This is a genomic window from Agromyces lapidis, from assembly GCF_009749405.1.
In the GTDB taxonomy this organism is placed as follows: domain Bacteria; phylum Actinomycetota; class Actinomycetes; order Actinomycetales; family Microbacteriaceae; genus Agromyces; species Agromyces lapidis.
In genome coordinates this window covers 158033-180510 of the sequence record NZ_WBIQ01000010.1, presented here as the reverse complement: position 1 = coordinate 180510, position 22478 = coordinate 158033, and the positions used below count along the sequence as shown (strand labels likewise).

The following is a 22478-nucleotide window of genomic DNA, read 5'->3' as shown; positions in this document are numbered from 1 at the left end:
GTCCGCCCGAGGCGCGCATCCCCGCACCTGGAGCGGAGGAAGTCTCAGGGTCGCCCCGCTAGACTCGCCGGGTGGATTGGTGGATCTGGCTCCTGTGCGCGCTCCTCGCCCTCGTCGTGCTCGGCGTTGCGGTGAAGCGCGGCTGGATCGACCTCTCGGACAAGACGAAGAAGGGCCGTCCCTCGGGCAGCGCCGTCATGATGATCGGCGACGAGGTCTTCGCGCCGCGCAAGTACGAGGCCCAGGTCGAGCTCGACCGGCAGAAGCGTCTGCCGACACCCGCCCCGACGCCCGACGGCGACAAGGGCATCGCCTTCGCCGATGAGGGGTCGGATGCCTCTGGGGCGCCTGCGGCGCGCGCCGAGCGGTTCAAGGGCTCGATCCGCCTCGACGTCTGACGGCTACTCGGCCGTCGTCGACGTCGGGCAGCCGAGTTCTGTCGCGACCGCGCGCATGGCCGCCGAGGCCGTCGCGACCGACATGAGCGCATTGCCCCCGACGATGTGCAGCCCGTAGGCGTCTTCGAGCGCGACGAAGGTCATCGCGAGCTGCTCGTCGTCGAGCTTCGGGGTGAACTGCCCGGCGGCCCGCCCCGCGGCGAGGATGCGCCGGTACGTCTCGAGCTGGCGCAGGTAGAGCTTCTGCACCAGCTCGTCGTGGAGCGCCGAATTGCCGCTGAGCACGTCGAACTCGTAGAGCAGGCTCATCAGGGCGTCGTCGGGACCGCTCGGGAGACCGCCGTCGATCGCGGCGGCGAGCTGCTCGCGAGGGTCGTCGAGGGTCGCGACCGTGGCATCGCGCTGGTCGCAGAAGCGTTCGACGCCGGCTGAGTGCGCTTCGACGAGGAGCGCATCGAGGTCTTCGTAGTAGTAGAGGATCGCGCCCCGGGTGAGCCCGGCCTGCGCCGCGACGTCGGTCAGCGACAGCGAGCGGAGGCCGTGCATGCGCCCGGCGGCATACGTCGCCTCGATGAGCGATTCGCGTCGGGCGCGCTGGTCGCGGGGTCGTGCCATGCCTTGACACTAACCGATCGCCCTGTCATGCTCGGTGCATTCTTTGACACTTGAGTCAATTAATTCGCCCCGACGAAGCACCCACTCGGATCCCCCGACGAAGAGAGACCGACATGCCCACCCCTCCCACCCTCGACACCGCCGCGACGACGACGCACGGCGCGCAGCTCTCGCGCTCCCTCGGCGTCGGCGGCAACGTGCTCATCACGCTCTCGGGCATCTCGCCCGCGTCGAGCGTCTTCATCCTGGGCGGCGCCGCCCTCGCGACGTACGGCACCGGCGTCTTCTGGGGCTTCGCCCTGGCCGGCGTCATCAGCCTGCTCATCGCGCTCTGCTACGCCGAGCTCGGCTCGCGGCATCCCATCGCCGGCGGCGACTACTCGCTCGTGAACCGAGTGCTCGGCCCCGCCGCGGGCGCCGCCGTCTTCTTCATCAACCTCGTCACGCTGCCGCTCATCGTCGCGATCTTCGCCCTCGGCGTCGCCGACTACCTCGGCGTCGCGATCGCCGGGCTCGACCCGCTGTGGACCGCGATCATCGTCATCGTGCTGGCGACGATCACCGCGTGCTTCAACATCCGCACGAACGCCTGGGTGACGGGGGCGTTCCTCTTCGTGGAGATGGCCGCGCTCGCGCTGCTCGCGGTGCTCGGTTTCGTCGAGGTCGAGCGGCCGGTGACCGACCTCTTCGACCCGCAGGCGCTCGACCTCGCGAGCGGGGGCCTCGCGCCGCTCGGGATCGCCGGCCTCGTGCTCGCGATCACGCAGGGCATCTTCTCGTACAACGGCTACGGCGGGGCGATCTACTTCGCCGAGGAGACCCGCAACGCACGTCGTGCCATCGCACGTGCCGTCATCTGGAGCGCCGTCATCACCGTGCTCGCCGAGCTCATCCCGCTCACCGCGATCCTGCTCGGCGCCGACTCGCTCGAGGCGCTCTTCGGCGCCGAGCTCCCGGTCGAGAGCTTCCTCGCCGGCAGCGCCGGTGACGCCGTGACCGTCGTGGTGCTCATCGCCGTCGCGCTCGCGATCGTGAACGCGATCATCGCGATCGCGCTGCAGGCCGGCCGTCTGCTCTTCGCCGCCGCCCGCGACGGGGCGATGCCCGGCGGGCTCGCCCGCCCGCTCGCGACGGTCTCGGCGGCGACGAAGATGCCGGTCGCCGCGACCGTCGTGATGGGCGTGCTCGCACTCGCCGCCTGCTTCGTGCCCTTCGACGTGCTGCTCAACGCGACCGGGTCGACCCTCGCCTTCAGCTACGGCTTCATCGCGCTGGCAGCGATCGCCGTGCGCCGCCAGACGAACCGCGAGACCGCGTCCGGCGCCTCGACGTCGGCGTACTTCCGGATGCCGCTCTGGCCCCTCGCGCCGATCGTCGCCCTCGCCGCGATCGCCACGATCTTCGTCATCGGCATCCTCGATCCGGGGCAGTGGCTGAGTCTCGGCATCGCCGCGGGCATCATCGCCGCCGGGTTCGCCTACTACGCCCTCTACCTGCGCCGGAACCCCGGAGCAGCGCACCTCCTCGACGCCGACGAGGACGACGACCTCGCCTGACGTCGCCGCGGTGACATCCTCGCCGCAGTCCCGCACTCCGCACGCAACAGCTCGGAAAGCACCAGCACCATGACTCTCGACCTCCTCATCACCGGCGCCCGAGTGCGCACCTTCGACCCGGCGCAGCCGTGGGCCGAGGCGATCGGCGTGACGGGCGACCGCATCGCCTACGTCGGCTCGGCGGCCGAGGCGCCCGCCGCCCGTCGCAGGATCGAGGCCGACGGCAGGCTCGTCACCCCCGGCGTGATCGACAGCCACAACCACCTGCTGCTCGGCTTCGACGAGGACGCGGTCTCGCTCGAGGGCGCGCACACCCTCGACGAGGTGCGCCGCCGCATCGCCGCGTTCGCCGCGGCGCGCCCCGAGCTGCCGTGGATCTGCGCCGAGAACGCCGTCTACGCGGTCGTCGAGAACCGACGCCCGAATGCACACGACCTCGCCGGGCTCGACCCGCAGGGCCGGCCGATCTTCGTGACGACCTACGACCAGCACTCGGTCTGGCTCGACCGGCGCGCGCTCGAAGTGCTCGGCGTCGCGGACGGCGGCGAGATCGCGTGGGGTCGCGCCGAGCGCGACGCCGACGGCGAGGCGACGGGCTGGGTGACCGACTTCTACACGAGCGCGATGACGGTGGCGGGGCTCGCTGCGCTGCAGCGGGACATCCCGATGTACTCGCCCGAACGCCGCTACCGCAAGCTGCAGTCGAGCATGCGCATGGCGACGGCGCTCGGCATCACGACCGTCGTCGAGCCGCAGGTGCCGCTCGCAGAGCTGCCGCTGTTCGAGCGCGCCCTCGCCGAGGGCGTGCTGAGCTCGCGGGTGATCGCGGCGCTGTTCCATCCGGTCGGCGCCGACGGCGGGTTCCGGCGCACCCTCAGTGACACGATCGCGAACGCCGCCGAGAACGCGGATGCCTCGGGGCTGCTGCGTCTCGGACCGGTCAAGCTCTACTCCGACGACGTGATCGAGCCGCACACCGCGCTCATGCTCGACGACTATGCGAACCGTCCGGGGCGGCGCGGGCGCCCGAGCTACGCCGGCAACGGCGGGCGCGAGCTCGTCGACGTCGTCACCGAGCTCGACCGGCTCGGCCTGCAGACGCACACGCACGCGACCGGCGACGGCGGCATCCGCCTCGCGCTCGACGCGATCGAGCACGCGCAGCGGGTGAACGGCACCGTCGACCGCCGGCACGGCGTCGTGCACGTCGAGTGCCTGCATCCCGACGACCTGCCTCGATTCGCCGGGCTCGGAGCCACGGCCGCGATGCAGCCGCGCCACTGCTCGCCCGACCTCGTCGCCGGCACCTGGATGGAGAACGTCGGAGAGGAGCGGTGGGACCGGGCCTGGCGGTTCAGGAGCCTGCTCGACTCGGGCGCGACCGTCGCGTTCTCGAGCGACTGGCAGGTCGGCGAGATGGACCCGCTCGTCGGCGTCTTCTCGGCCGCGACCCGGGCGGCGCTCGACGGCGGCGACGCGTGGACGGCGGGGGAGCGGGTCGGCTTCGACCGCTCGCTCGAGGCGTACACGGTGCACGGCGCGCGGGCCTGGCATCTCGAGGGTTCGCGCGGCAGGCTCGCGGTGGGCATGGACGCCGACCTCGTCGTCTGGTCGGGCGACCTGTACACGCACGAGCACGAACCGTCGGGCCTGCTCGGCGAGCACGCCGAGGTGACGATGGTCGGCGGGCGCGTGGTGCACTCGCGTGGTGCGGTCGCCGACGTGGTGGGTGCGGCCGCCGCGGCCGACCCGGCAGCGGGCCGCGAGGTCTTCGACGCGCACGCGCACGAGCACGGGCACTGAGCGGACCGGAGCCGACTGGCAGACTGGGGGCGTGGCAGCCGACGGACCGAACCGCATCATCCATGCGGACAACCTCGCCGTGCTGCCGACCCTCCCCGAGGGCGGCTTCACCCTCATCTACCTCGATCCGCCGTTCAACACGGGTCGTGCGCAGGCGCGGCAGGCCACCCGCCATGTGCGGCAGAGCGCGAAGGATGACTCGGAGCCCGAGGCATCCGGCACCATCACCGGGTTCGCGGGGCGGCGGTACGAACGCATCCGGGGCGACCTGCTGCGCTACGACGACCGCTTCGACGACTACTGGGCGTTCCTCGAGCCGCGGCTCGTCGAAGCGTGGCGACTGCTCGCCGACGACGGCACCCTGTACCTGCACCTCGACTACCGCGAGGCCCACTACGCGAAGGTGCTGCTCGATGCGTTGTTCGGGCGCGAGTGCTTCCTCAATGAGCTGATCTGGGCGTACGACTACGGCGCGAAGTCGAAGCGGCGCTGGCCGACGAAGCACGACACGATCCTCGTGTACGTGAAGAACCCCGACGCGTACTGGTTCGACTCGACCGCGGTCGACCGCGAGCCGTACATGGCGCCGGGGCTCGTGACGCCCGAGAAGGCCGAGCTCGGCAAGCTGCCGACCGACGTGTGGTGGCACACGATCGTCTCGCCGACCGGCAGGGAGAAGACCGGCTACCCGACCCAGAAGCCCGAGGGCATCCTGCGGCGCATCGTGCAGGCCTCGACCCGCGAGGGCGACTGGGTGCTCGACTTCTTCGCCGGTTCGGGCACGACCGGCGCCGTCGCCGCGACCCTCGGGCGCCGCTTCGTGCTCGTCGACGAGCACCCCGACGCGATCGCCGTGATGCAGGCGCGCTTCGCGGAGGTCGCGGGGGTCGAGTTCGAGACGGGGCCGGCGGGGCCGGCAGCTTCGGAAGGGCAGGCGGCGCAGGAGAGCCCCGCGGGCGGGGAGGCGGCCGCGATCGCGCTGTCGGATCGACGACGCTCACGATAACCTCGGCCTTGTCCGTGCCGACGACGGTCGAATGCGAGGTGGAGGGGTGCACTCAGACCCGCGCGGGCGCGACCTCGTCGGCGAGCTGCGGCGCAGGATCGCATCGGGTGAGCTGACCGCGGGCACTCGACTGCCGAGCGAGCTCCAACTCGCGGCCGTGCAGGGGTCGTCGCGCAGCGCCGTGCGCAGCGCGCTCGCCGTGCTCGCCCGTCAGGGGCTCGTCGAGTCGCGGCGGGGCGCCGGGTGGTACGTGCAGGCGTTCACCAGCGAGGGGTTCGACCGGATGCGTTCGTTCACGCAATGGGCCGAAGCGCGCGGCCGGGTGTCCGGCGGGCGGATCGTCGCCCGTGCACGGCGGCGCGCAACGCCACGTGAAGCACGGCTGCTCGGCATCGGCACCGGCGAGGAGGTGCTCCACATGATCCGGGTGCGCACCCTCGAGGGGCGCAGCGTCATGGTCGAACGTTCGAGCTGGGCGCCCTGGGTGCTTCCGCACGTCGAGTTCATGGAGGACGACACCCACTCCACGACCCGACTGCTCGCCGAGGCCGGCATCGTCATCACGCACGGCAACCACCGCATCGAGGCCGTCGCTGCATCGAGCGAGGACGCCCGGCTGCTCGGCATCCGCCGATCGAGCCCCATGCTGCAGGTGCGACGGGAGACGTACGCCGCCAACGGTCGCCCCGTCGAGTGCGCCGAAGACCGCTACCTGCCGCACACCATCTCGTTCGAGGCGCAGGCGGCCGGCGCCGCAGAACTCCCCGACGCGGGCTGAGGCTCGTCGCGCACCCACTGTGCGCAGCGGGCCGACGAATCCGGCGGGTCGGGCCGATCCGCTGCCGAGCGGCCCCGTGCTGTTCACCGGCCGGTCACTTCGGCTCGATTTCGTGGCAGCGTTCCGGCCCAGGTCACTCGAAGGACATACCGTGTCGCAGCCCGTCGTCCCCCCGTCCGATTCCGCCGTTCCCCGCCGTTCCCGGCGCCGATCGGCCTTCATGGTCACCTCCGTCGCCACGGCGACCCTGCTGCTCACCGGCCTCGTCGCCGCACCGGCGTCTGCGCAGACACCGGCTGCGGTCGGGCAGGCGGCGCCGATCGTCGAGCCGTCGTTCGTCGCATCGTCGGAGACCGGTGCCGACGCCGACGCCGGCGCCGACTTCTCCCCGACCGCCATCGCCGGGCCGGCCGACGCCGTCGTCGGCGACACCGTCGTCTTCACCGGCGGGGCCGGCGCCGACGGTTCGCTCGTCGTCACGGTCACGAGCCCCGACGCCGTCGTGGCCGCCGTGAGCCCGGGCGACGACGGCGCCTATCGCTTCGCCCCCGCCGTCGCCGGCGAGTACACGGTCGCGTTCACCGTGACCGATGCCGACGGCGGCATCACCGAGGAGACCCGCACCGTGGCCGTCACCGGGGGAGCGGCGTCGGCCGCATCGGAGGAGCCCGTCGCCGAGGCATCCGCCTCGATAGCCGAGTCGTCGGCGACCGAATCGTCGGCGACCGACGCCGGCGAGCCCGACGTCCGGTTCGCCGCGATCGGCGACATCCACAACAACTGGAGCGAACTCGCCGAGGCGTACGACTTCTGGAAGTCGGAGGACGTCGGCACCGCGCTCTTCGTCGGCGACCTGACGAACAACGCGACCGCGAGCGAGTACGCCGGGCTGAAGTCGACGATCGACTCGAAGGCCGGCCTCGGCATCGAGCTCGTCGCCTCGCTCGGCAACCACGACGTCAGCGCGATCTCGTCGTACGACCTGTTCACGCAGTCGACCGGCGGGCAGAAGCCCAACGCCGACTACACGATCAACGGCTACCACTTCATCACCGTCTCGCCGGGAGCCGGCACCCTCGACCCGGTCACGGGCAAGCCCTCGTCGGCCAGCTCGGGCAACTACGCCTACGCCGCGACCTGGCTGCAGCAGCGGCTCGCGGCGGCCACGGCCGAAGACCCGACGAAGCCGGTCATGGTGCTCGTGCACCACCCCCTGCAGTGCACTCACTACGTCTCGAACGAGTGGTACGGCACCGGGCTCTCGAGCGGGTGCGGCGACACGCTGCAGTCGGTGTTCGACGACTTCCCGCAGGCGGTCGTCTGGGGCGGGCACATCCACACGCCGCAGAACATCCCGACCTCGGTCTGGCAGGGCCAGGAGAACCGCGCCGGCGACAAGTCCGGCAAGGGCTTCACGACCGTGAACGCGCCGCCGCTCGCGTACTACGAGTTCGAATCGGGCGTCATCAACACGAGCCCGACGAGCCGCTCGAACGACACGACGCCCGACGACGCGGGCAACAACCGCCAGACGGCCGTCGTCGAGATCACGGGCTCGAAGGTCACGATCAAGAACTACGACCTGCTGGCCGACCAGTGGATCGACCAGACGTGGACCTGGGACGTCGCCGACTCGGTCGACACGACCAAGAGCTACGACGAGCGGTTCCCGCTCAACAACAGCCACCGCGCGAGCCTGTCGAAGGCTCCCGAGTGGAAGGCCGGCGCCGCGGTGACCGTGGACGGCATCGGCGAGGACAAGGCGATGGTCGCGTTCCCGCAGGCGGTGCCCGCCCCGAACGCCGTGCAGGACATCGTGCACAAGTACCGCTATACGACCGTCGATGTCGCGACCGGGCAATCGGTGAACACCTTCCTGCAGTGGTCGGGCTTCTACAACCTGCCGATGCCGACGAGTCGCAACCACGAGGTGTGGAACCTTCGCCCGTCGCGCGAATACGAGGTGCGGGTCACCCCCATCAACGCGTGGGGCAAGGAGGGCGCGCCGCTCACGGCACGGTTCACGACGACCGGTTCGACGGGCCCGTCCGAGCCGCCGTTCGACCCCGAGACGCTCACCTTCGACGACCTGCGCGAGCAGGTGCCGACGGCCGACCTGCTCGATGTCCGCTTCAGCGACGGCAAAGCCGTGGATGCCTCGCCGAAGGAGTGGACCCTCACTGCGGGCAGCGCGGCGCGCGTCGAGAACGACGCCGACCTCGGCGCCCAGGTCGCGATCGGTGATCAGGACGCGGCCTCCGCGTTCAAGACGTCGCTGTGGAGCGACGCCGACTACACGAAGCTGCAAGACGGCTTCACCATCGACGCGACCTTCAGACTCGACCGAATCGACAAGCCGGTCGGCGGCTACATCGACGTGTTCGGCGGCATGCAGGGCGGCGGCATCGGCCTCGAAGCGGTGCGCACGGCCTCGGCCGAGAGCTACGAGCTCGGCTTCTGGTACGCCAGCCCGCGCCCGTCGGTCGAGTTGGAGTACGGCACCTGGTACCACGTGACCGGTTGGTACGACGGCACCGACGCCCGCCTCTACGTCGACGGCGCGAAGGCCGCGACAGCGGAGGACGTCTCGTTCACGGTGAAGCCGGGCAACACGGCGGCGCGGTACATGGCGATCGGCGGTGACGCGAACCCGAGCGGCACGCTCGACGACGCCACCTTCGACGGTCGCATCGCCGGCGTCGAGATCTACAGCGCACCGCTGAGCGACAAGAACGTCTACCGCGTCGCGAACCGTGAGCTGAAGCTCATCGACACCACGCCGCCGCAGGTCGATGCCGCGCGGCCCGTGCCGGGCGCGTCGGCCGTCGTCGGACGGCCGTACATCGCTCCGGCGCCGCAGGCGGTCGACAACTCGGGCCGAGTGAAGGTCGCCGTCGAGGTGACCGACCCGACGGGCGGGGTCGTCGAGGTCGCGCGCACCGACGACGGCCGGTACACCTTCACGCCGACCGCGGCGGGTGCGCACACGCTCACCTACGTCGCGACCGATGCGGCAGCCCGCCAGGACCAGGCCGCCTTCACCGTGACCGCGGCGAAGGGATCGGCCGAGCTGGCCGAGCTCCTCGAGCCGCTGCCGGCCGCCGACCTGCTCGACCTCGACTACGTCGGCGGCAAGCCCGCCGACCGGTCGCCGCGGGCGCACGCCGTCATCGCCGGCACCGCCCCGATCGCGGTCGACGCCGCGCTCGGCAGCAAGGTCGCGACGTTCACCGGCAACTCCGCACAGGGGTCGCGCATCCCGTGGTCCGACGCCGACTACGCCAAGACCGAGGACGGCTTCACGATCGAGTCGGTCGTCAAGGTGCCGCAGATCACGGCCGAGCGCGACATGATCTCGAACACGCAGAGCGCGGGACAGGGTCTCGAGATGCTGCCGGGCACCCAGCCCGGCAAGGTCAGTCCCGAGCTCTGGGTGCGCGTCGGCGGCAAGTACGTCGTCGCCCGCGCCGAGAATGCCGTGACGGCGGGGCAGTGGTCGCACGTCGTGGCGAGCTACGACGCCGCGTCGGGTGCGCTGCGCGTGTTCGTCGACGGCCGCGAGGCCGGCTCGGCCGTGGCGACAGGCGGCGGCAAGGTGCAGAACCCGAGCGGTGGCGCACGCGCCTTCGTCGTCGGCGGCGACATCTCGTCGTCGGGAACCGTCGAGTACCCGTTCGAGGGCACGATCGCGACGGCGAAGATCTTCAGCGAGCCGCTGCCGGAGACGTCGATCTCGCGCCTCGCCGCGCAGGCGCTGACGAGCAACGACACGACGCCGCCGCTCGTCGAGGTCGACCCCGAGCCCGCCGCGACCGCGACGGTCGGCACCGAGTACACGGTGCCCGCCGGCCTCGCGGGCGACGACTCGGGCTCGGTCGAGCTCACGATCACGGCGTCGGGGCCGATCGGCGAGGACGTGCCGCTCGAGCCCGGCACGATCGTGGCCCCGGCCGCCGGCGAGTACACCCTCCGGTACCTCGCGGTCGACGCCGCCGGTAACGACACCGCGGCGGAGTTCGACGTCACCGTCGAGGAGCCCGCACCGGTCGCCACCGCGGCGCCGAGCATCACGGGAACCGCCGAGGTCGGCGGCATCCTCTTCGCGAAGCCCGGCGAGTGGGACACCGAGGGCCTGACCTTCGCCTACCGCTGGACTGCGGACGGCGAGGAGCTCGCGGGTGAGACCGGCGCGCAGCTGCAGGTCGACGGATCGCTCAACGGCGCCGAGATCGCGGTGACGGTGACGGCGAGTCGTCCGAGCAGCGCCGACGGCACGGCGACCTCGAAGGCCGTCGCGATCGCGGAGCTGCCCACCTGGCGCGCCGACCGCGTGTACGTCGCCGGCGACCGGGTGCTGCACGACGGTCGCGTGTTCGTCGCCCAGTGGTGGACCAAGGGGGCGACCCCCGGCGCGATCGCGAAGAACGGCAGGGTGAACAGCGCCTGGGCCGAACAGGGCGTCGAGGTGAGCACAGCGCGGGGCGTCGTGCGGGCCTGGACCCCCTCGTGGATCTACACGGGCGGCGAGACCGTCGCGCACGAGGGACGTCTCTACCGCGCCGAGTGGTGGACCCGCGGCCAGGAGCCCGGCACCGCGAAGCACCCGGCCTGGGCGGATCTCGGTGCGGCCTGAGCCACGCCGCCGGGGGAGCGCGCGCCTCGTGCGCGCGCTCCTCTGCGCGGCCGGCGCGGTCGCGGCGCTCGGGGCTGCCGCGCTGGTGCCGGCCGCCCCGGCGGTCGCGCACAGCTACGCCGCGACCGTCTTCGCCGACGTCACCGAGCCCGAGCCCGGCCTCGTGCGCACGGTGCTCGAGGTCGAGTACGTGCTGCTCGCGACCGACGGCGCCCGGGCGATGGACGACGCCGCGTTCGAGGCCGACGCCTACGCCGATGTGCAGGCGTCGGGGCGCGACCCCGAGAAGCTCACGACCGACGTGCTCGAGCGGCACTCCGACAGCGTGCTCGGGTACGTGCTGCCCCGGTTCTCGGTCGCGGTCGAGACGGATGCCCCGGACGAGGCATCCGCGGCGGCTGCGGTCTGCCCGAACGCGCTCGTCGAGCCGTATGCGATCACCATCCGCGACGGCGTTCCGCACGCCCGGCTGGTGATCGACGCCGACTGCCGCTCGGAGGCGGGCGCGGCCGCACCGGTATACCGGATCAGCACCGAGCTCTTCCCGGGAACGGCGCCGGGTGGCAAGACGACGACGATCGTCAGCTACGACCTCCGGTCGGGATCGGGCGTCGCGAACCTCGACACCGACCAGAGCCCGAGCGTGACGACGACGCAGGACTGGGGCTCGCGCATGGGCGAGTTCCTCGTCCTCGGGGCCGAGCACCTGCTGTTCGGGCCCGACCATCTGCTGTTCCTGCTCGCGCTCATCGTCGGCGCCCGCCGCCTGCGCGACATCGTCGTGGTCGCGACGGCGTTCACCGTCGCGCACTCGATGACGTTCATCGCCGCCGCGCTCGGGCTCGTGAGCGTCTCGCCCGCGTTCGTCGAGCCGGTCATCGCGTTCTCGATCGCGGCGGTCGCGCTCTGGAGCGTCTGGGGCTCGCGACGCAGCCGGGGCGGGCTGGGAAGCCTGCTGCGGTGGAACCGGGAGGCCCCGGGCGACGGCGAGATCGCTGCCGGCACCGCGGCCGCGTCGCGCCCGGTCCCGAGCTCCGGCAGCGGCTCGGGTTCGCGCGGCGGGCTCGCCCTTCGCGAACGCACCGCGGTGACGGTGCTGCCGACGGTGCTCGCGCCGCCGCGCGGGTTCTCGCGCGACGACTGGGTGCGGGTCGCGGTCGTCTTCGCCTTCGGGCTCGTGCACGGCGTCGGTCTTGCGGGTGCACTCGGCATCGACGAGCCGTTCTCGTGGGGACTGCTCGGCGCGCTGCTCGTCTTCAACGTGGGCATCGAGCTGACCCAGCTCGTGCTCATCGCCGTCACGTTCCCGCTCATCGTGCTGCTGCGTCGCCGGCTGCCGGCCTCGCCGCTCTGGATCGAGCTCGGAGTCGCCGCCGTGGGGCTCTTCTGGTTCATGGAGCGGCTGCTCGCCGGCGGCTGAGCTGAGGGGCCCGCTCGCGCACCGCGCGCACACCGGCGACGCTTGGCCTGCGGAGGGGATGGGCGCTTCTCGACGGCAACCGCGCACGAGCCGCCGCATCATCTGTCGCACGAGGTCGGCAAGATAGGGTCGAGTGGCCGCGCGGCGGTACCGGATCAGTCCACGCCGGAGCGGGTGACCGTTCGACTGATCGGCCGGGGCGGATCGGTGAAGAACATCAGGGTCACGATCATTCCGGGTCAGGTCACCTTGGACGGGGAGTCGTGGTGCGTCGTCGGAGATTGGGACGAGCTCGTGGAAGAACTGGAGTGACCGACCCAGCCGCGTTCGGGTGACGAACCAGGCTGGGTCGCCATCGGCCCCTACGCCGATTCGCGCACCACGAGCTCGGTCGGCAGGATCGTCGCGTGCGGCACCTCGGCCTCGCCGGCGATGAGCCGCAGCAGCACGTCGGCCATCGCGGCGCCCGCCGCCTCGGAGGGCTGTGCGACGGTCGTGAGCGGCACGGGCCCGGAGACCGCCGCCGGGCTGTCGTCGAAGCCGAGCACGGCGACGTCGTCGGGCACGCGCAGGCCGCGCTCGCGCAGCTCCCCGATGACCCCGGTCGCCATCAGGTCGCTCGCGACGAAGAGCGCGTCGAGCCCGTCGTCGCCGACGCGGTCGAGCAGTCGCCGTGCCGCGAGCGTCGCCCCGGCGGCCGTGAAGTCGGCGGTCTCGAACAGCTCGTCGGGGAGGCCGGCGCCGCGCACGGCGTCGAGGTAGCCGTCGAGCCGGTCGATGCCGGCCGGCATGTCGACGGGGCCCGAGATCGAGCCGATGCGGCGGTGCCCCCGGTCGATGAGGTACTGGGTGCCCGCCGCCGCGGCGGCGCGGTTGTCGACGTCGACGAAGTAGTCGTCCTGCCCTGCGGCGAGCGCGGGGCGGCCGCCGAAGACGAGCGGCACCGCCGGCCGGGAGTCGGCGAGGATCGCGTCGCCGACGTGGTGCGAGATGACGATCGCGCCGTCGACCACGCCCGAGTTCAGGTAGCGCAGGGTCTTGTGGTGCGGGTCGGTCGAGGCGACGAGCAGGTTCAGCACGAACTCGCTGTCGTCGACCCGGCTCGTGATGCCCTTCACGATCGTCGCGAAGTAGGGGTCGCTGAAGAACCACGTCACGTCTTCGGGCACGACGAGCGCGATCGCGTTCGACGAGCGCCGGGCGAGCGAGCGCGCCGCCCGGTTCGGCACGTAGTGCAGCTCGGCGACCGCGGCGTTCACGGCCTCGACGATGTCGGGGCTGACCTTCGGCGAGCCGTTGACCACGCGGCTCACCGTCGCGCGCGACACCCCGGCCACGCGGGCCACCATCTCGAGGGTCGGGGGCGACCCCGCGGCATCCTTCGCCATGTCGTCAGTCTAGGTCTGAGGTCACAGCGCGCGGTCGCGGATGATCCGCGAGTACTCGCGCCCGCTGTGCTTCACCGTGCGCACCTGGGTGTCGTAGTCGACGTGCACGATGCCGAAGCGCTTGTCGTAGCCCCAGGCCCACTCGAAGTTGTCGAGCAGCGACCAGTAGAAGAACCCGCGAACGTCGACCCCGGCGTCGGCCGCGTCGAGCGTCGCCGCGAGGTGCGCGCGCAGGAACTCCGCCCGGTCGGCGTCGTCGACGCGGATGCCTCCGGTGCCCTCGTCGACCGTCACGGCGTCGTCGTAGGCGGCGCCGTTCTCGGTCACGGCGAGCACCGTGCCGGCCGCGGCGGCGTAGTCGTCCCAGATGCGTCGCAGCAGGCGGGTGAGCCCCTCGGGCTGCACCTCCCAGTTCTGCGCCGTGCGGGGCAGGCCACGCTCGACCGAGTGGAGTCCGTCGGGTGCCGGGTAGGGGCTGCGCGTCGGGCGAGCGTTCGCGGGGGCGCCCGAGACCGGCGGGGTCGCGGGCGGTTCCGCCGAGACGAGGTCGCCGTGGTAGTAGTTCACGCCGAGCGTGTCGATCGGGGCGGCGATCACCTCGAGGTCTCCGTCGTGCACGGCGGCCTCGAAGCGCTCGACGGCCGCGGCGTCGACCGCCCGGACGTCCTCGACGACGTCGGCCGGGTAGGAGCCCCGGAAGACCGGGTCGAGGAACCAGCGGTTGAACTGCCCGTCGAGGCGTCGCGCCGCGTCGACGTCGGCCGGGTTCTGCGGGTCGGCCGGGTCGGCGACGGTGTGGTTCAGGGTGAGGCCGAGGTCGAGCGAGGCGTCGCGCGCCCGCAGCTCGTGCACGACCTGCCCGTGGCCGAGCAGCAGGTGGTGCGAGGCGAGCAGCCCCTCGGCGACGCTCTGGTGCCCGGGCGCGTGCTCGCCGCCCGTGTACGAGAGGAACGACGCGCACCACGGCTCGTTGAGCGTGGTCCAGGTGGTGACCCGGTCGCCGAGCGCGTCGTGCAGTGAGAGCGCGTACTCGGTGAAGCGGTCGCTCGTCTCGCGCACGGTCCAGCCGCCGAGCTCCTCGAGCGCCTGCGGCAGGTCCCAGTGGTAGAGCGTCAGCCACGGCTTGATGCCGGCGCCGAGCAGTTCGTCGACGAGGCGCGAGTAGAAGTCGACGCCGGCGGGGTTCACGGGGCCGCCGTCGGGGCGCACCCGCGCCCACGAGGTCGAGAACCGGTAGGTCTGGAGCCCGAGCTCCCGCATCAGGGCGACGTCCTGCGGCATGCGGTGGTAGTGGTCGCAGGCCATGTCGCCGTTGTCGCCGCCGGTCACCGCGCCGGGGACACGGGTGAAGGCGTCCCAGATGGAGGCCCGACGTCCGCCTTCGAACGCCGCCCCCTCGATCTGGTACGCGGCCGTCGCGGCGCCGAACAGGAACCCGTCGGGGAAGCGGCGGCGCGTGGCATCCGTCGTGGCGGTCATCTGACGTTCCTCTCGAACTTCGACGGTCATCCCTTCACTGCTCCTGCCATGATTCCCGAGATCAGCTGCTTTCCGGCGATGACGAACAGGATCAGCAACGGAAGCGTCGCGAGCACTGCGCCCGCGAGCACCACCGAGTAGTCGACGTAGCGCGCCGACTGCAGCTGGCTGAGCGCGACCTGCAGCGTCGGGTTCTGCGGCGCGACGAGGAGCGGCCACAGGTAGTCCGTCCACGCCGTCATGAAGGTGAAGAGGCCGAGGATGGCCATCGCCGGCCGCGCGGCCGGAACGCCGACGTGCCAGAAGGTGCTGATCATCGAGGCGCCGTCGACGCGGGCCGCCTCGATGAGCTCGTCGGGGATGACGTCGACGAGGTACTGGCGCATGAAGAAGACGCCGAAGGCGGTGACGAGGGTCGGCACGATCACCGCGCCGAGCGTGCCCGTCCAGCCGAACTGCTTCATGAGCATGAACAGCGGGATGATGCCGAGCTGGGTCGGCACGGCGAGCGTCGCGATCACGAAGACCATGAGCCCCTCGCGGCCGCGGAAGCGGAGCTTCGCGAAGGCGTAGCCCGCGAGCGTCGAGAACACGACGACCGAGACGGTGATGACGGTCGCGACGATGATCGAGTTGCCGAGCGCGAGCCAGAACGGCACGGTGTCGAACACCTCGCCGACGTTCTGCCAGAACCGGCCGCCCGGCAGCAGCGGCGGCCACGTGCTCGTGAGCGCCGAGGAGTCGCTCGAGCCGACGACGAACGACCAGTAGAGCGGGTACGCGCCGGCGACGAAGAAGACGCCGAGCAGCGTGTAGGTGAGCCAGCCGGGGCGGCGTTCGATGCCCTGCCCGCCGGGGCGGCCGCGACCGTCGCGCGATCCCCGCGAGGCGGCCCGGTCGCCGCTGCCGCTCGTGACGATGGCCTTGGTGGCGGTCATGCGCGTTCCTCCGGTGTCGGTGCGGATGCCTCGGCGCGCGCCGCGGCGTGGGCGTCGAGCCTGCGGCGGGTGCGGCGCTTCGAGGTGCGCGCCTCGACGCCGGCGATGCGCCGCGAGAGCCAGAAGTTGATGAGGCCGATGGCGACCACGATGATGAACAGCATCCAGGCGACCGCGGCCGCTTTGCCGAAGTCCTGCCGGTTGAAGGCGAGGTCCCAGAGGTAGAGCACGGTCGTCTGGTACTGCCGTTGCGGGCCGCCGGGGATCGAGCTGGTCGCGTTGAAGAGCTTGGGCTCCGTGAAGATCTGCAGGCCGCCGATCGTCGCGGTGATGATCACGAAGATGATGGTCGGGCGGATGCTCGGGATGGTCACCGAGAAGAAGCGCCGCACGGCGCCGGCGCCGTCGATCGCGGCGGCCTCGTGCACGTCGCGGGGTACGGCCTGCATGGCGGCGAGGAGAATGAGCGCGTTGTAGCCGGTCCACCGCCAGTTGACCATCGTCGCGATCGCGAGGTGGCTCGGCAGGGTCTCGGTCTTCCACATGACGGGGTCGGCGCCGAAGGTCGTGAGCAGGTTGTTGATGAGGCCGTACTTCTCGCCGAAGATGTTGCTGAAGATCAGGGTCACCGCGACCGGCGTCACGACGTACGGGAGGATGACGGAGAGGCGCCAGAAGGTCTTGGCGCGGATGTTCTGGTCGAGCACCGCCGCGATCACGATGGCGGCGATGAGCTGCGGCACCGCCGAGAGCAGGAAGATGCTGAAGGTGTTGAACAGCGAGTTCCAGAAGAGCGGCGACTGGAGTTCGTCGGTGAAGTTCTGGAAGCCGACCCACTCGCCGGGACCCGTGAGCAGGTTCCAGTCGTTGAGCGAGACGACGAAGGTGTAGACGAGCGGGAACAGGCCGATGAGCCCGAACAGCACGAAGAAGGGCGCGACGTAGAGGTACGGGGAGTACTTCACGTCCCAGCGGTTCAGGCGCTGGCGGGGCGTGAGGTCGGCTCGCATCGTCGTGCGCGCCGCCTTGCGCGGGTGGCGGCCTCGGGGCTCGGGCGCACCGGCCTCCGTCGGCGGCGTGATGGTCGAAGTCATTCGGGGTTCCTCTCGTGAGGCGGGCCCTTCGGAGCAGATCGCTCCGAAGGGCCCGCGATCACCGGATTCGGTCGCCTACTGCTCGACGAGCTCGTCGAGGAGGTCGAGCGCGTGCTGCCACGCGGTCGGGCCGTCGGCCTTGCCCGAGTCGAGCTCCTGGATCGACGGCCCGAAGACCTGCTCCTGGATCACCGAGTCGTCGGGGCCCTTGTACTGGGCGACGACGCCCACGGCGCGCGAGCCGAGGATCTCGCCGATCGGCGCGTCGTTGAAGAACGCGGTCAGCTCGCTCTCACCCGTGACGCCCGAGTCGGTCTGCGCCTCGAGATTCGAGGGGAAGGCGCCGGCGGCCTGGAAGGACGCGACCTGCGACTGGGCGCTGGTGAGGAACTCGGCGAGCTCCGCGGCCTCCTTCGGGTGCTTCGACGTCGTCGGGACCGTCAGGAACGCCCCGCCCCAGTTGGCGGCGCCGCCGGGGAAGACGTCGGCGAAGTCCCAGCCGGTCGTGGCGTCGCCGCCACCGGCCTCGACCTGGCCCTTCACCACGCCGAGCATCCAGCCCGGGCAGACGAAGGTCGCGAAGGAGCCGTCGGTGAAGGCCTTGCCCCCGCCCCAGTCCCACTGCGTCTGCGCCGACGAGAGGCCGTCGGCCGCGCCCTGCGCGAGCAGCGCCCAGCGGGCCTCGAGCTCCTCGTTGCCCTCGACGTTCAGTTCGCCGTCGGCGGTGTAGTAGCCCTCGGGAAGCTGGTTGACCATCGAGTTCCAGACGAAGCCCGACTGGTCGTAGAACGCCTTGCCGGTCTTGTCGTGGTAGGCCTTGCCCACCTCGAAGAACTTCTCCCACGAGGCATCCTCGCCGCCGAAGAGGGCGGCGACGCCCTCGCGGTCGCTCGGAAGGCCGGCGGCCTCGAAGAGGGCGCCGTTGTAGCAGAGGCCCTCGGGGCCGATGTCGGTGCCGTAGCCGATGATGCGGCCGTCGGCGTCGGTGGCCTGCTTCACCTTCCAGTCGACCCACTGGTCGGAGAGGTCCTCGGCGCCGTAGTCGCGCAGGTCGGTGAACGAGTCGCTCACCTGCATGACCTTCGAGAGCCAGCCCTCTTCGACGGCCTGCACGTCGGGCAGGCCTGCGCCCGCGGCCTGCTTCGTCTGCCAGTCGGTCAGCGCGTTGCCGCCCGTGTCGATGTTGGTGGCCTCGATGGTGACGCCGGGGTGGTCGGCCTCGAACTGCTCGTAGAGGCCGTCGAGCCCCTGGGTGCCGAAGGTGGTGATGGTGAGGGTGATGTCCTCCCCGTCGGAGCCCTGGTCGCCACCGGTGGAGCATGCGGTGGCAAGGAGGGCGATGGATGCCGCGCCGGCGAGGGCGACGGCACCGCGGGTGCGTCGTGAGAGCTTCACGGTCACTCCTTTGTGTGCGTGGTTGTGTGTGCGAGGGGATGTGTTTCGGTGCAAGGGTGAGAGCGCTCTCTCACATCAACGTGAGAGCGCTCTCACGCTGTCGGGAGGTGACTCTACGAGTGATTTCGCCCGATGTCAAGAGAGCGCTCTCACGGATGCTTCGAGGCGCGGCGGTCCGGGCGCGGCACACCCCGCTGGGAAGCGCCCCGGCGACGCGGCGGGGTCGGTGCGGAGGCCCCGCGTAGACTCGTGAGAGTGTCCGATCCCGCAGGCCTGCCACCCATCGACGAGGCGGTTCAGCGACGCCGCATGACCATCGCGCTCTCGCTCATCGCAGTGCTCGTCGCGCTCGCCGTGATCGTGGTCGGAGCGGTCGTCGGCAACGGAGGCGGCAGCGGCGCGGCATCCGGCCCCGAGGCATCCGCCGACGAGACCGCGACCCCGCGCCCGGCACCCACCGCGCCGCCCGCGCCGGCGACCGTCGACACCTTCGACACGTCCGCGCACTCGCTCGACGACCCCGCGAGCATCTGGGTCGTCGTGAACCAGGTGCGCGCGCTGAACCCCGAGGACTACGTGCCCGACGACCTCGTCGAGGTGCCGGTCGCGCACACCTGGGTGCCCGAGCTGCGGCAGGAGGCCTCCGACGCGGCCGTCGCGATGTTCGAGGCCGCCGCCGAGGAGGCGGACCTGTACCTGGCCTCGAACAGCGCCTTCCGCAGCTACGAGACGCAGGTCGAGCTCTACGGCGACGGCAGCGACCCGACGACCGCGCCGCCCGGGCACTCCGAGCACCAGACCGGCCTCGCGATGGACATCGGAACCGAGGGCGGCTGCAGCTTCGAGTGCATGGACGACAGCGTCGAGGGCGAATGGGTGCGGGCGAACGGCCACCGATTCGGATTCATCCTGCGGTACCCCGCCGACAAGGTCGAGGTCACCGGGTACCCGCACGAGTCGTGGCACTTCCGCTACGTCGGCCCCGAGCTCGCCACCGAGATGCACGAGCGCGGCGTGACGACCCTCGAAGAGTTCTTCGACGTACCCGGCGGCGCAGCGCAATGAGCCGGATGCCCCGGGCGACCCCCGTGCCGCATCGCGGCCTGTCGCTCGCGGTGCTCATCGTCAACCAGCTGCTCGCGGGCGTCGGGGTGGCTTCGGGCATCGCCGTCGCGGCCCTGCTCATCGGCGAGCTCACCGGGGCCGCCGTGCTCGGCGGTCTCGCACAGTCGTCGAGCGTGCTCGGCGCGGCGATCACCGCGATCCCGCTCGCCCGGCTCGCGGTGCGCTCGGGCCGGCACGTCGCCCTCGCCACGGGCTACGCCCTCGGCATGACCGGCGCCGTGCTCATCGTGATCGCGGCGACGAGCGGCTGGGTGCCCCTCGTGTTCCTCGGCCTCGCCGCCTTCGGCGCCGGAACCGCGGCAGGTCTCCAGGCGCGGTTCGCCGCGACCGAGGTCGCAGCTCCCGGCTTCGAGGCCCGCTCGATGTCGCTCGTACTGTGGGCGACGACCCTCGGCTCGGTCGCCGGTCCGCTGCTCTCCGAGACCGGCGACACCGTCGGCCAGGCGCTCGGGCTTCCGCCGCTCGTCGGCCCGTTCCTGTTCTCGGGGGCGGCGTTCGCGCTCTCGACCCTGCTGGTCGCGACCCTGCTGCGCCTGCCGAAGGCAGGGCAGCTCGCGGCCGACGCGGTGCCCGCGCCCGACGCCGATGCGGCGACGGGCGCGGCCGAGAGCGCAGCCGAGGCCGTGCCCGCCGAGCCGATCGGCGCAGGGCTCTCCGCCTCGACGGTCGCCGAGGCATCCGCACCCGACCCCGCGAAGCCGATCGGCGCGTGGGGCGCGCTCCGCATCGCGGCGAAGACCCCGCGGGCGCTCTTCGCGATCCTCGCGATCGTGTGCTCGCACACCGTCATGGTCGGGGTCATGGTCATGACGCCCGTGCACATGATGGCGCACGGTCTCTCACTCACGCTCATCGGCGTGGTGATCAGCATCCACATCCTCGGCATGTACGGCGCGAGCCCGCTCGTCGGCTGGCTCGCCGACCGCATCGGCCCGTCGCGCGTGATCTTCATCGGCGTGGGCGTGCTGCTCGCGGCGACGCTCACCGGAATCCTCGCGCCGGCCGACGACATGCTGCTGGTGCCGCTGGCGCTGGGCCTGCTCGGCCTCGGCTGGTCGTGCGGACTCATCGGCGGATCGACGCTCGTCACGAGCGCCGTCGACCCGTCGATCCGCGTGCCGCTGCAGGGGGCGACCGACGCGGCGATGAACCTCTCCGCGGCGATCGCGGCCGCGCTCTCGGGCTTCGTGCTCGGCGTCGGCGGCTTCGCCGGAGTCAACGTCGTCGCCGTGCTGGTGCTCGTGCCCCTCGTGGTCGCCGGCGTTCGCGCGGCGCGGTCGGGCGGCGCCGGGGCCGAGGTCAGTGCCGGCGCTCGCGCGCCCGCTCGCTGAGCGCCTCGAGCAGTGCCGCGGCGGTGGCCGCGTCGTCGATCGTCACGACGAAGCGCCGACCTCGCGTGCGGCTGACCTCGAGGGCCTCGCCGGCGCGCAGGATGATGCCGAGCGCGCCGTCGGCGCCCACCCTGATGCCCCAGCCGCCGAACTCCGCGGTGGGGGAGACCATGGTGACCGCGACGCCCTGCACCTCGTCGAGCGGCACCTGGAACCGCGGGAACCCGAGGGGCGACCGCGCCACGAGCCCGTGCTCGTCGATACGGACCCGGAACACGAACGTGGCGCAGGCGAGCAGGGCGAGCAGCGCCGCGGTGGCGAGCATCGCCCACCAGACGGGAGACCCGAGGGCCGCGACGACGAGTGCCCCGAGCGCGAGGGCGGTGAAGCTTGCGACGATGGCGATCTTCGCGCCGCGGGCCATCGTCGTGGTGCGCGCCCAGACGGCGCGCTCTCCCGGTGCGAGGCGGAGCGCCTCGACCGTCGGCGCGGGCCGGTCGCCCGAGACCGTGACGGCGGGCTGGGCGAACCAGCCGGCGACGCCCGCGAGCAGGCCGAGGGCGGTGCCCGCCAGCACGGGCAGCAGCATGCCGGGCGCCTCGGCCGGGTCGTCGAGGCCGCGCTGCATGCCGAGCGACCAGGTCAGGCACACGTCGAGCAGCACCGTCGTGCCGATCGAGAACGCGGCGAGCAGGCGGAGGTTCGGTCCCCATCGCCCGTCGCGCGTGCCGGTGAGCATGATGACGGCGAACAGCGCCGCGAGGCCGAGTGAGAGCAGGGCTGCGCCGAGCGGCACGGTCCAGGCCGGGGCGAACCCGTCGGGTGTGCCGTCACCGCTCCAGTGGGTCGCCACCGTCGACGGCACCTCGGGGAGCCAGGAGACCATGAGCGCCACGGCGACGACCGCGACGAGGAGCGGTGCGACGCCCGCGACCAGGAGGTAGCGGCGGCGGGCCGTGCGGAACTCGGTGGAATCGGTCATCGGTACATCTCCTTGACGAGGGCGGCGAGCGCGTCGGGCGAGAGGGCGAGGGCGCGTGCGCGGGCGACGAGCGCCTCGATGTCGTGGTGCAGCTGGGCGAGCGGTTCGACGGCGTCGGTTGCCACGGCCCCGCGGCCGCGGCGCATGTCGACGAGGCCCTCGTCGCGCAGCAGCTGGTAGGCGCGCAGCACGGTGTGCAGGTTCACGCCGAGGGAGGCGGCGACGTCGCGGGCTGAGGGGAGGCGGTCGCCCGAACGGAGGCGGCCGGCTGCGGCGTCGGCGCGCACCGACGCCGCGACCTGGGCGAAGATCGGCGTCTCGCTCGCGGGATCGACTCGGATCAGCACGTCGGCTCCTTCACAACTGTTCTATAAATACTAGAACAGTTGCATGGGCCTGCGGGGCTGCTCGCGAAGAAGAGTGCCGCTCGCTTTTCGGGAGAGCGTTCTCACCGGTCTCCCAGAGTTCAGGAGGGTTCCTCACAAAATCGCGTGATGAGGTGTCCTGTCCCCCGAAACGCCGACCCGAAACCCCCTT

17 protein-coding genes are annotated in these 22478 nt (G+C 71.7%); 9 read left to right on the top strand and 8 right to left on the bottom strand.

Translation table 11 applies throughout. From position 1 onward, the window contains the following. The first annotated feature begins 71 nt into the window (after window positions 1-71). Entirely contained in the window at window positions 72-398 is a 327-nt protein-coding gene (locus GQQ93_RS16970; RefSeq protein ID WP_157425415.1) for a hypothetical protein, read from the top strand. A gap of 3 nt (window positions 399-401) precedes the next feature. Here the strand turns inward: GQQ93_RS16970 and GQQ93_RS16965 are convergent, their stop codons facing one another. Continuing rightward, complete coding sequence (locus GQQ93_RS16965; RefSeq protein WP_157425414.1) at window positions 402-1013, bottom strand: TetR/AcrR family transcriptional regulator; 612 nt, start codon at window positions 1011-1013, stop codon at window positions 402-404. 113 nt (window positions 1014-1126) lie between these two features. Between GQQ93_RS16965 and GQQ93_RS16960 the strand changes: the two genes are divergently transcribed. From GQQ93_RS16960 to GQQ93_RS16935, 6 genes are all read left to right on the top strand, one after another. Next, window positions 1127-2569: an APC family permease gene (locus GQQ93_RS16960; RefSeq protein ID WP_157425413.1), complete on the top strand. Its 1443-nt coding sequence runs from the start codon at window positions 1127-1129 to the stop codon at window positions 2567-2569. Between the two features lie 69 nt (window positions 2570-2638). Next, window positions 2639-4372 (top strand): amidohydrolase, encoded by a 1734-nt coding sequence (locus GQQ93_RS16955; RefSeq protein ID WP_157425412.1) that lies wholly within the window; start codon window positions 2639-2641, stop codon window positions 4370-4372. A 31-nt stretch (window positions 4373-4403) separates the two neighbouring features. Continuing rightward, window positions 4404-5378: a DNA-methyltransferase gene (locus tag GQQ93_RS16950; protein ID WP_157425411.1), complete on the top strand. Its 975-nt coding sequence runs from the start codon at window positions 4404-4406 to the stop codon at window positions 5376-5378. Between the two features lie 46 nt (window positions 5379-5424). Next, entirely contained in the window at window positions 5425-6156 is a 732-nt protein-coding gene (locus tag GQQ93_RS16945; protein WP_170296231.1) for a GntR family transcriptional regulator, read from the top strand. Between the two features lie 220 nt (window positions 6157-6376). Beyond that, window positions 6377-10789, top strand: coding sequence for a LamG-like jellyroll fold domain-containing protein (locus GQQ93_RS16940; RefSeq protein WP_157425409.1), 4413 nt, complete (start codon window positions 6377-6379; stop codon window positions 10787-10789). Between the two features lie 28 nt (window positions 10790-10817). Continuing rightward, window positions 10818-12209, top strand: coding sequence for a HupE/UreJ family protein (locus GQQ93_RS16935; protein ID WP_246192391.1), 1392 nt, complete (start codon window positions 10818-10820; stop codon window positions 12207-12209). 362 nt (window positions 12210-12571) lie between these two features. Here the strand turns inward: GQQ93_RS16935 and GQQ93_RS16930 are convergent, their stop codons facing one another. The 5 genes from GQQ93_RS16930 to GQQ93_RS16910 form a co-directional block, all read right to left on the bottom strand. After that, entirely contained in the window at window positions 12572-13597 is a 1026-nt protein-coding gene (locus tag GQQ93_RS16930) for a LacI family DNA-binding transcriptional regulator (RefSeq protein WP_157425408.1), read from the bottom strand. A 21-nt stretch (window positions 13598-13618) separates the two neighbouring features. Next, window positions 13619-15076 (bottom strand): GH1 family beta-glucosidase, encoded by a 1458-nt coding sequence (locus GQQ93_RS16925; RefSeq protein WP_246192390.1) that lies wholly within the window; start codon window positions 15074-15076, stop codon window positions 13619-13621. Between the two features lie 26 nt (window positions 15077-15102). Then, the gene (locus tag GQQ93_RS16920) at window positions 15103-16014 is read right to left on the bottom strand and encodes a carbohydrate ABC transporter permease (protein WP_157425406.1); all 912 of its coding nucleotides are present in this window, start codon (window positions 16012-16014) and stop codon (window positions 15103-15105) included. Beyond that, window positions 16011-17108: a carbohydrate ABC transporter permease gene (locus tag GQQ93_RS16915; protein WP_376863851.1), complete on the bottom strand. Its 1098-nt coding sequence runs from the start codon at window positions 17106-17108 to the stop codon at window positions 16011-16013. The genes GQQ93_RS16920 and GQQ93_RS16915 overlap by 4 nt, the downstream gene beginning before the upstream one ends. Before the next feature lie 75 nt (window positions 17109-17183). Then, entirely contained in the window at window positions 17184-18503 is a 1320-nt protein-coding gene (locus tag GQQ93_RS16910; RefSeq protein ID WP_157425405.1) for an ABC transporter substrate-binding protein, read from the bottom strand. A gap of 255 nt (window positions 18504-18758) precedes the next feature. Between GQQ93_RS16910 and GQQ93_RS16905 the strand changes: the two genes are divergently transcribed. Together GQQ93_RS16905 and GQQ93_RS16900 are read left to right on the top strand one after the other, a co-directional pair. Next, entirely contained in the window at window positions 18759-19568 is an 810-nt protein-coding gene (locus GQQ93_RS16905) for a M15 family metallopeptidase (protein WP_170296230.1), read from the top strand. Window positions 19569-19573: 5 nt separating this feature from the next. Then, window positions 19574-20959 (top strand): MFS transporter, encoded by a 1386-nt coding sequence (locus GQQ93_RS16900; RefSeq protein ID WP_170296229.1) that lies wholly within the window; start codon window positions 19574-19576, stop codon window positions 20957-20959. On the opposite strand, the gene GQQ93_RS16895 is transcribed toward GQQ93_RS16900, so the two are convergent. Both GQQ93_RS16895 and GQQ93_RS16890 read right to left on the bottom strand, forming a co-directional pair. After that, the gene (locus GQQ93_RS16895; RefSeq protein ID WP_157425402.1) at window positions 20928-21941 is read right to left on the bottom strand and encodes a DUF1648 domain-containing protein; all 1014 of its coding nucleotides are present in this window, start codon (window positions 21939-21941) and stop codon (window positions 20928-20930) included. The two genes, GQQ93_RS16900 and GQQ93_RS16895, sit on opposite strands and share 32 nt — an antisense overlap. After that, entirely contained in the window at window positions 21938-22288 is a 351-nt protein-coding gene (locus GQQ93_RS16890) for a GntR family transcriptional regulator (RefSeq protein ID WP_157425401.1), read from the bottom strand. The genes GQQ93_RS16895 and GQQ93_RS16890 overlap by 4 nt, the downstream gene beginning before the upstream one ends. Window positions 22289-22478: the final 190 nt, after the last annotated feature.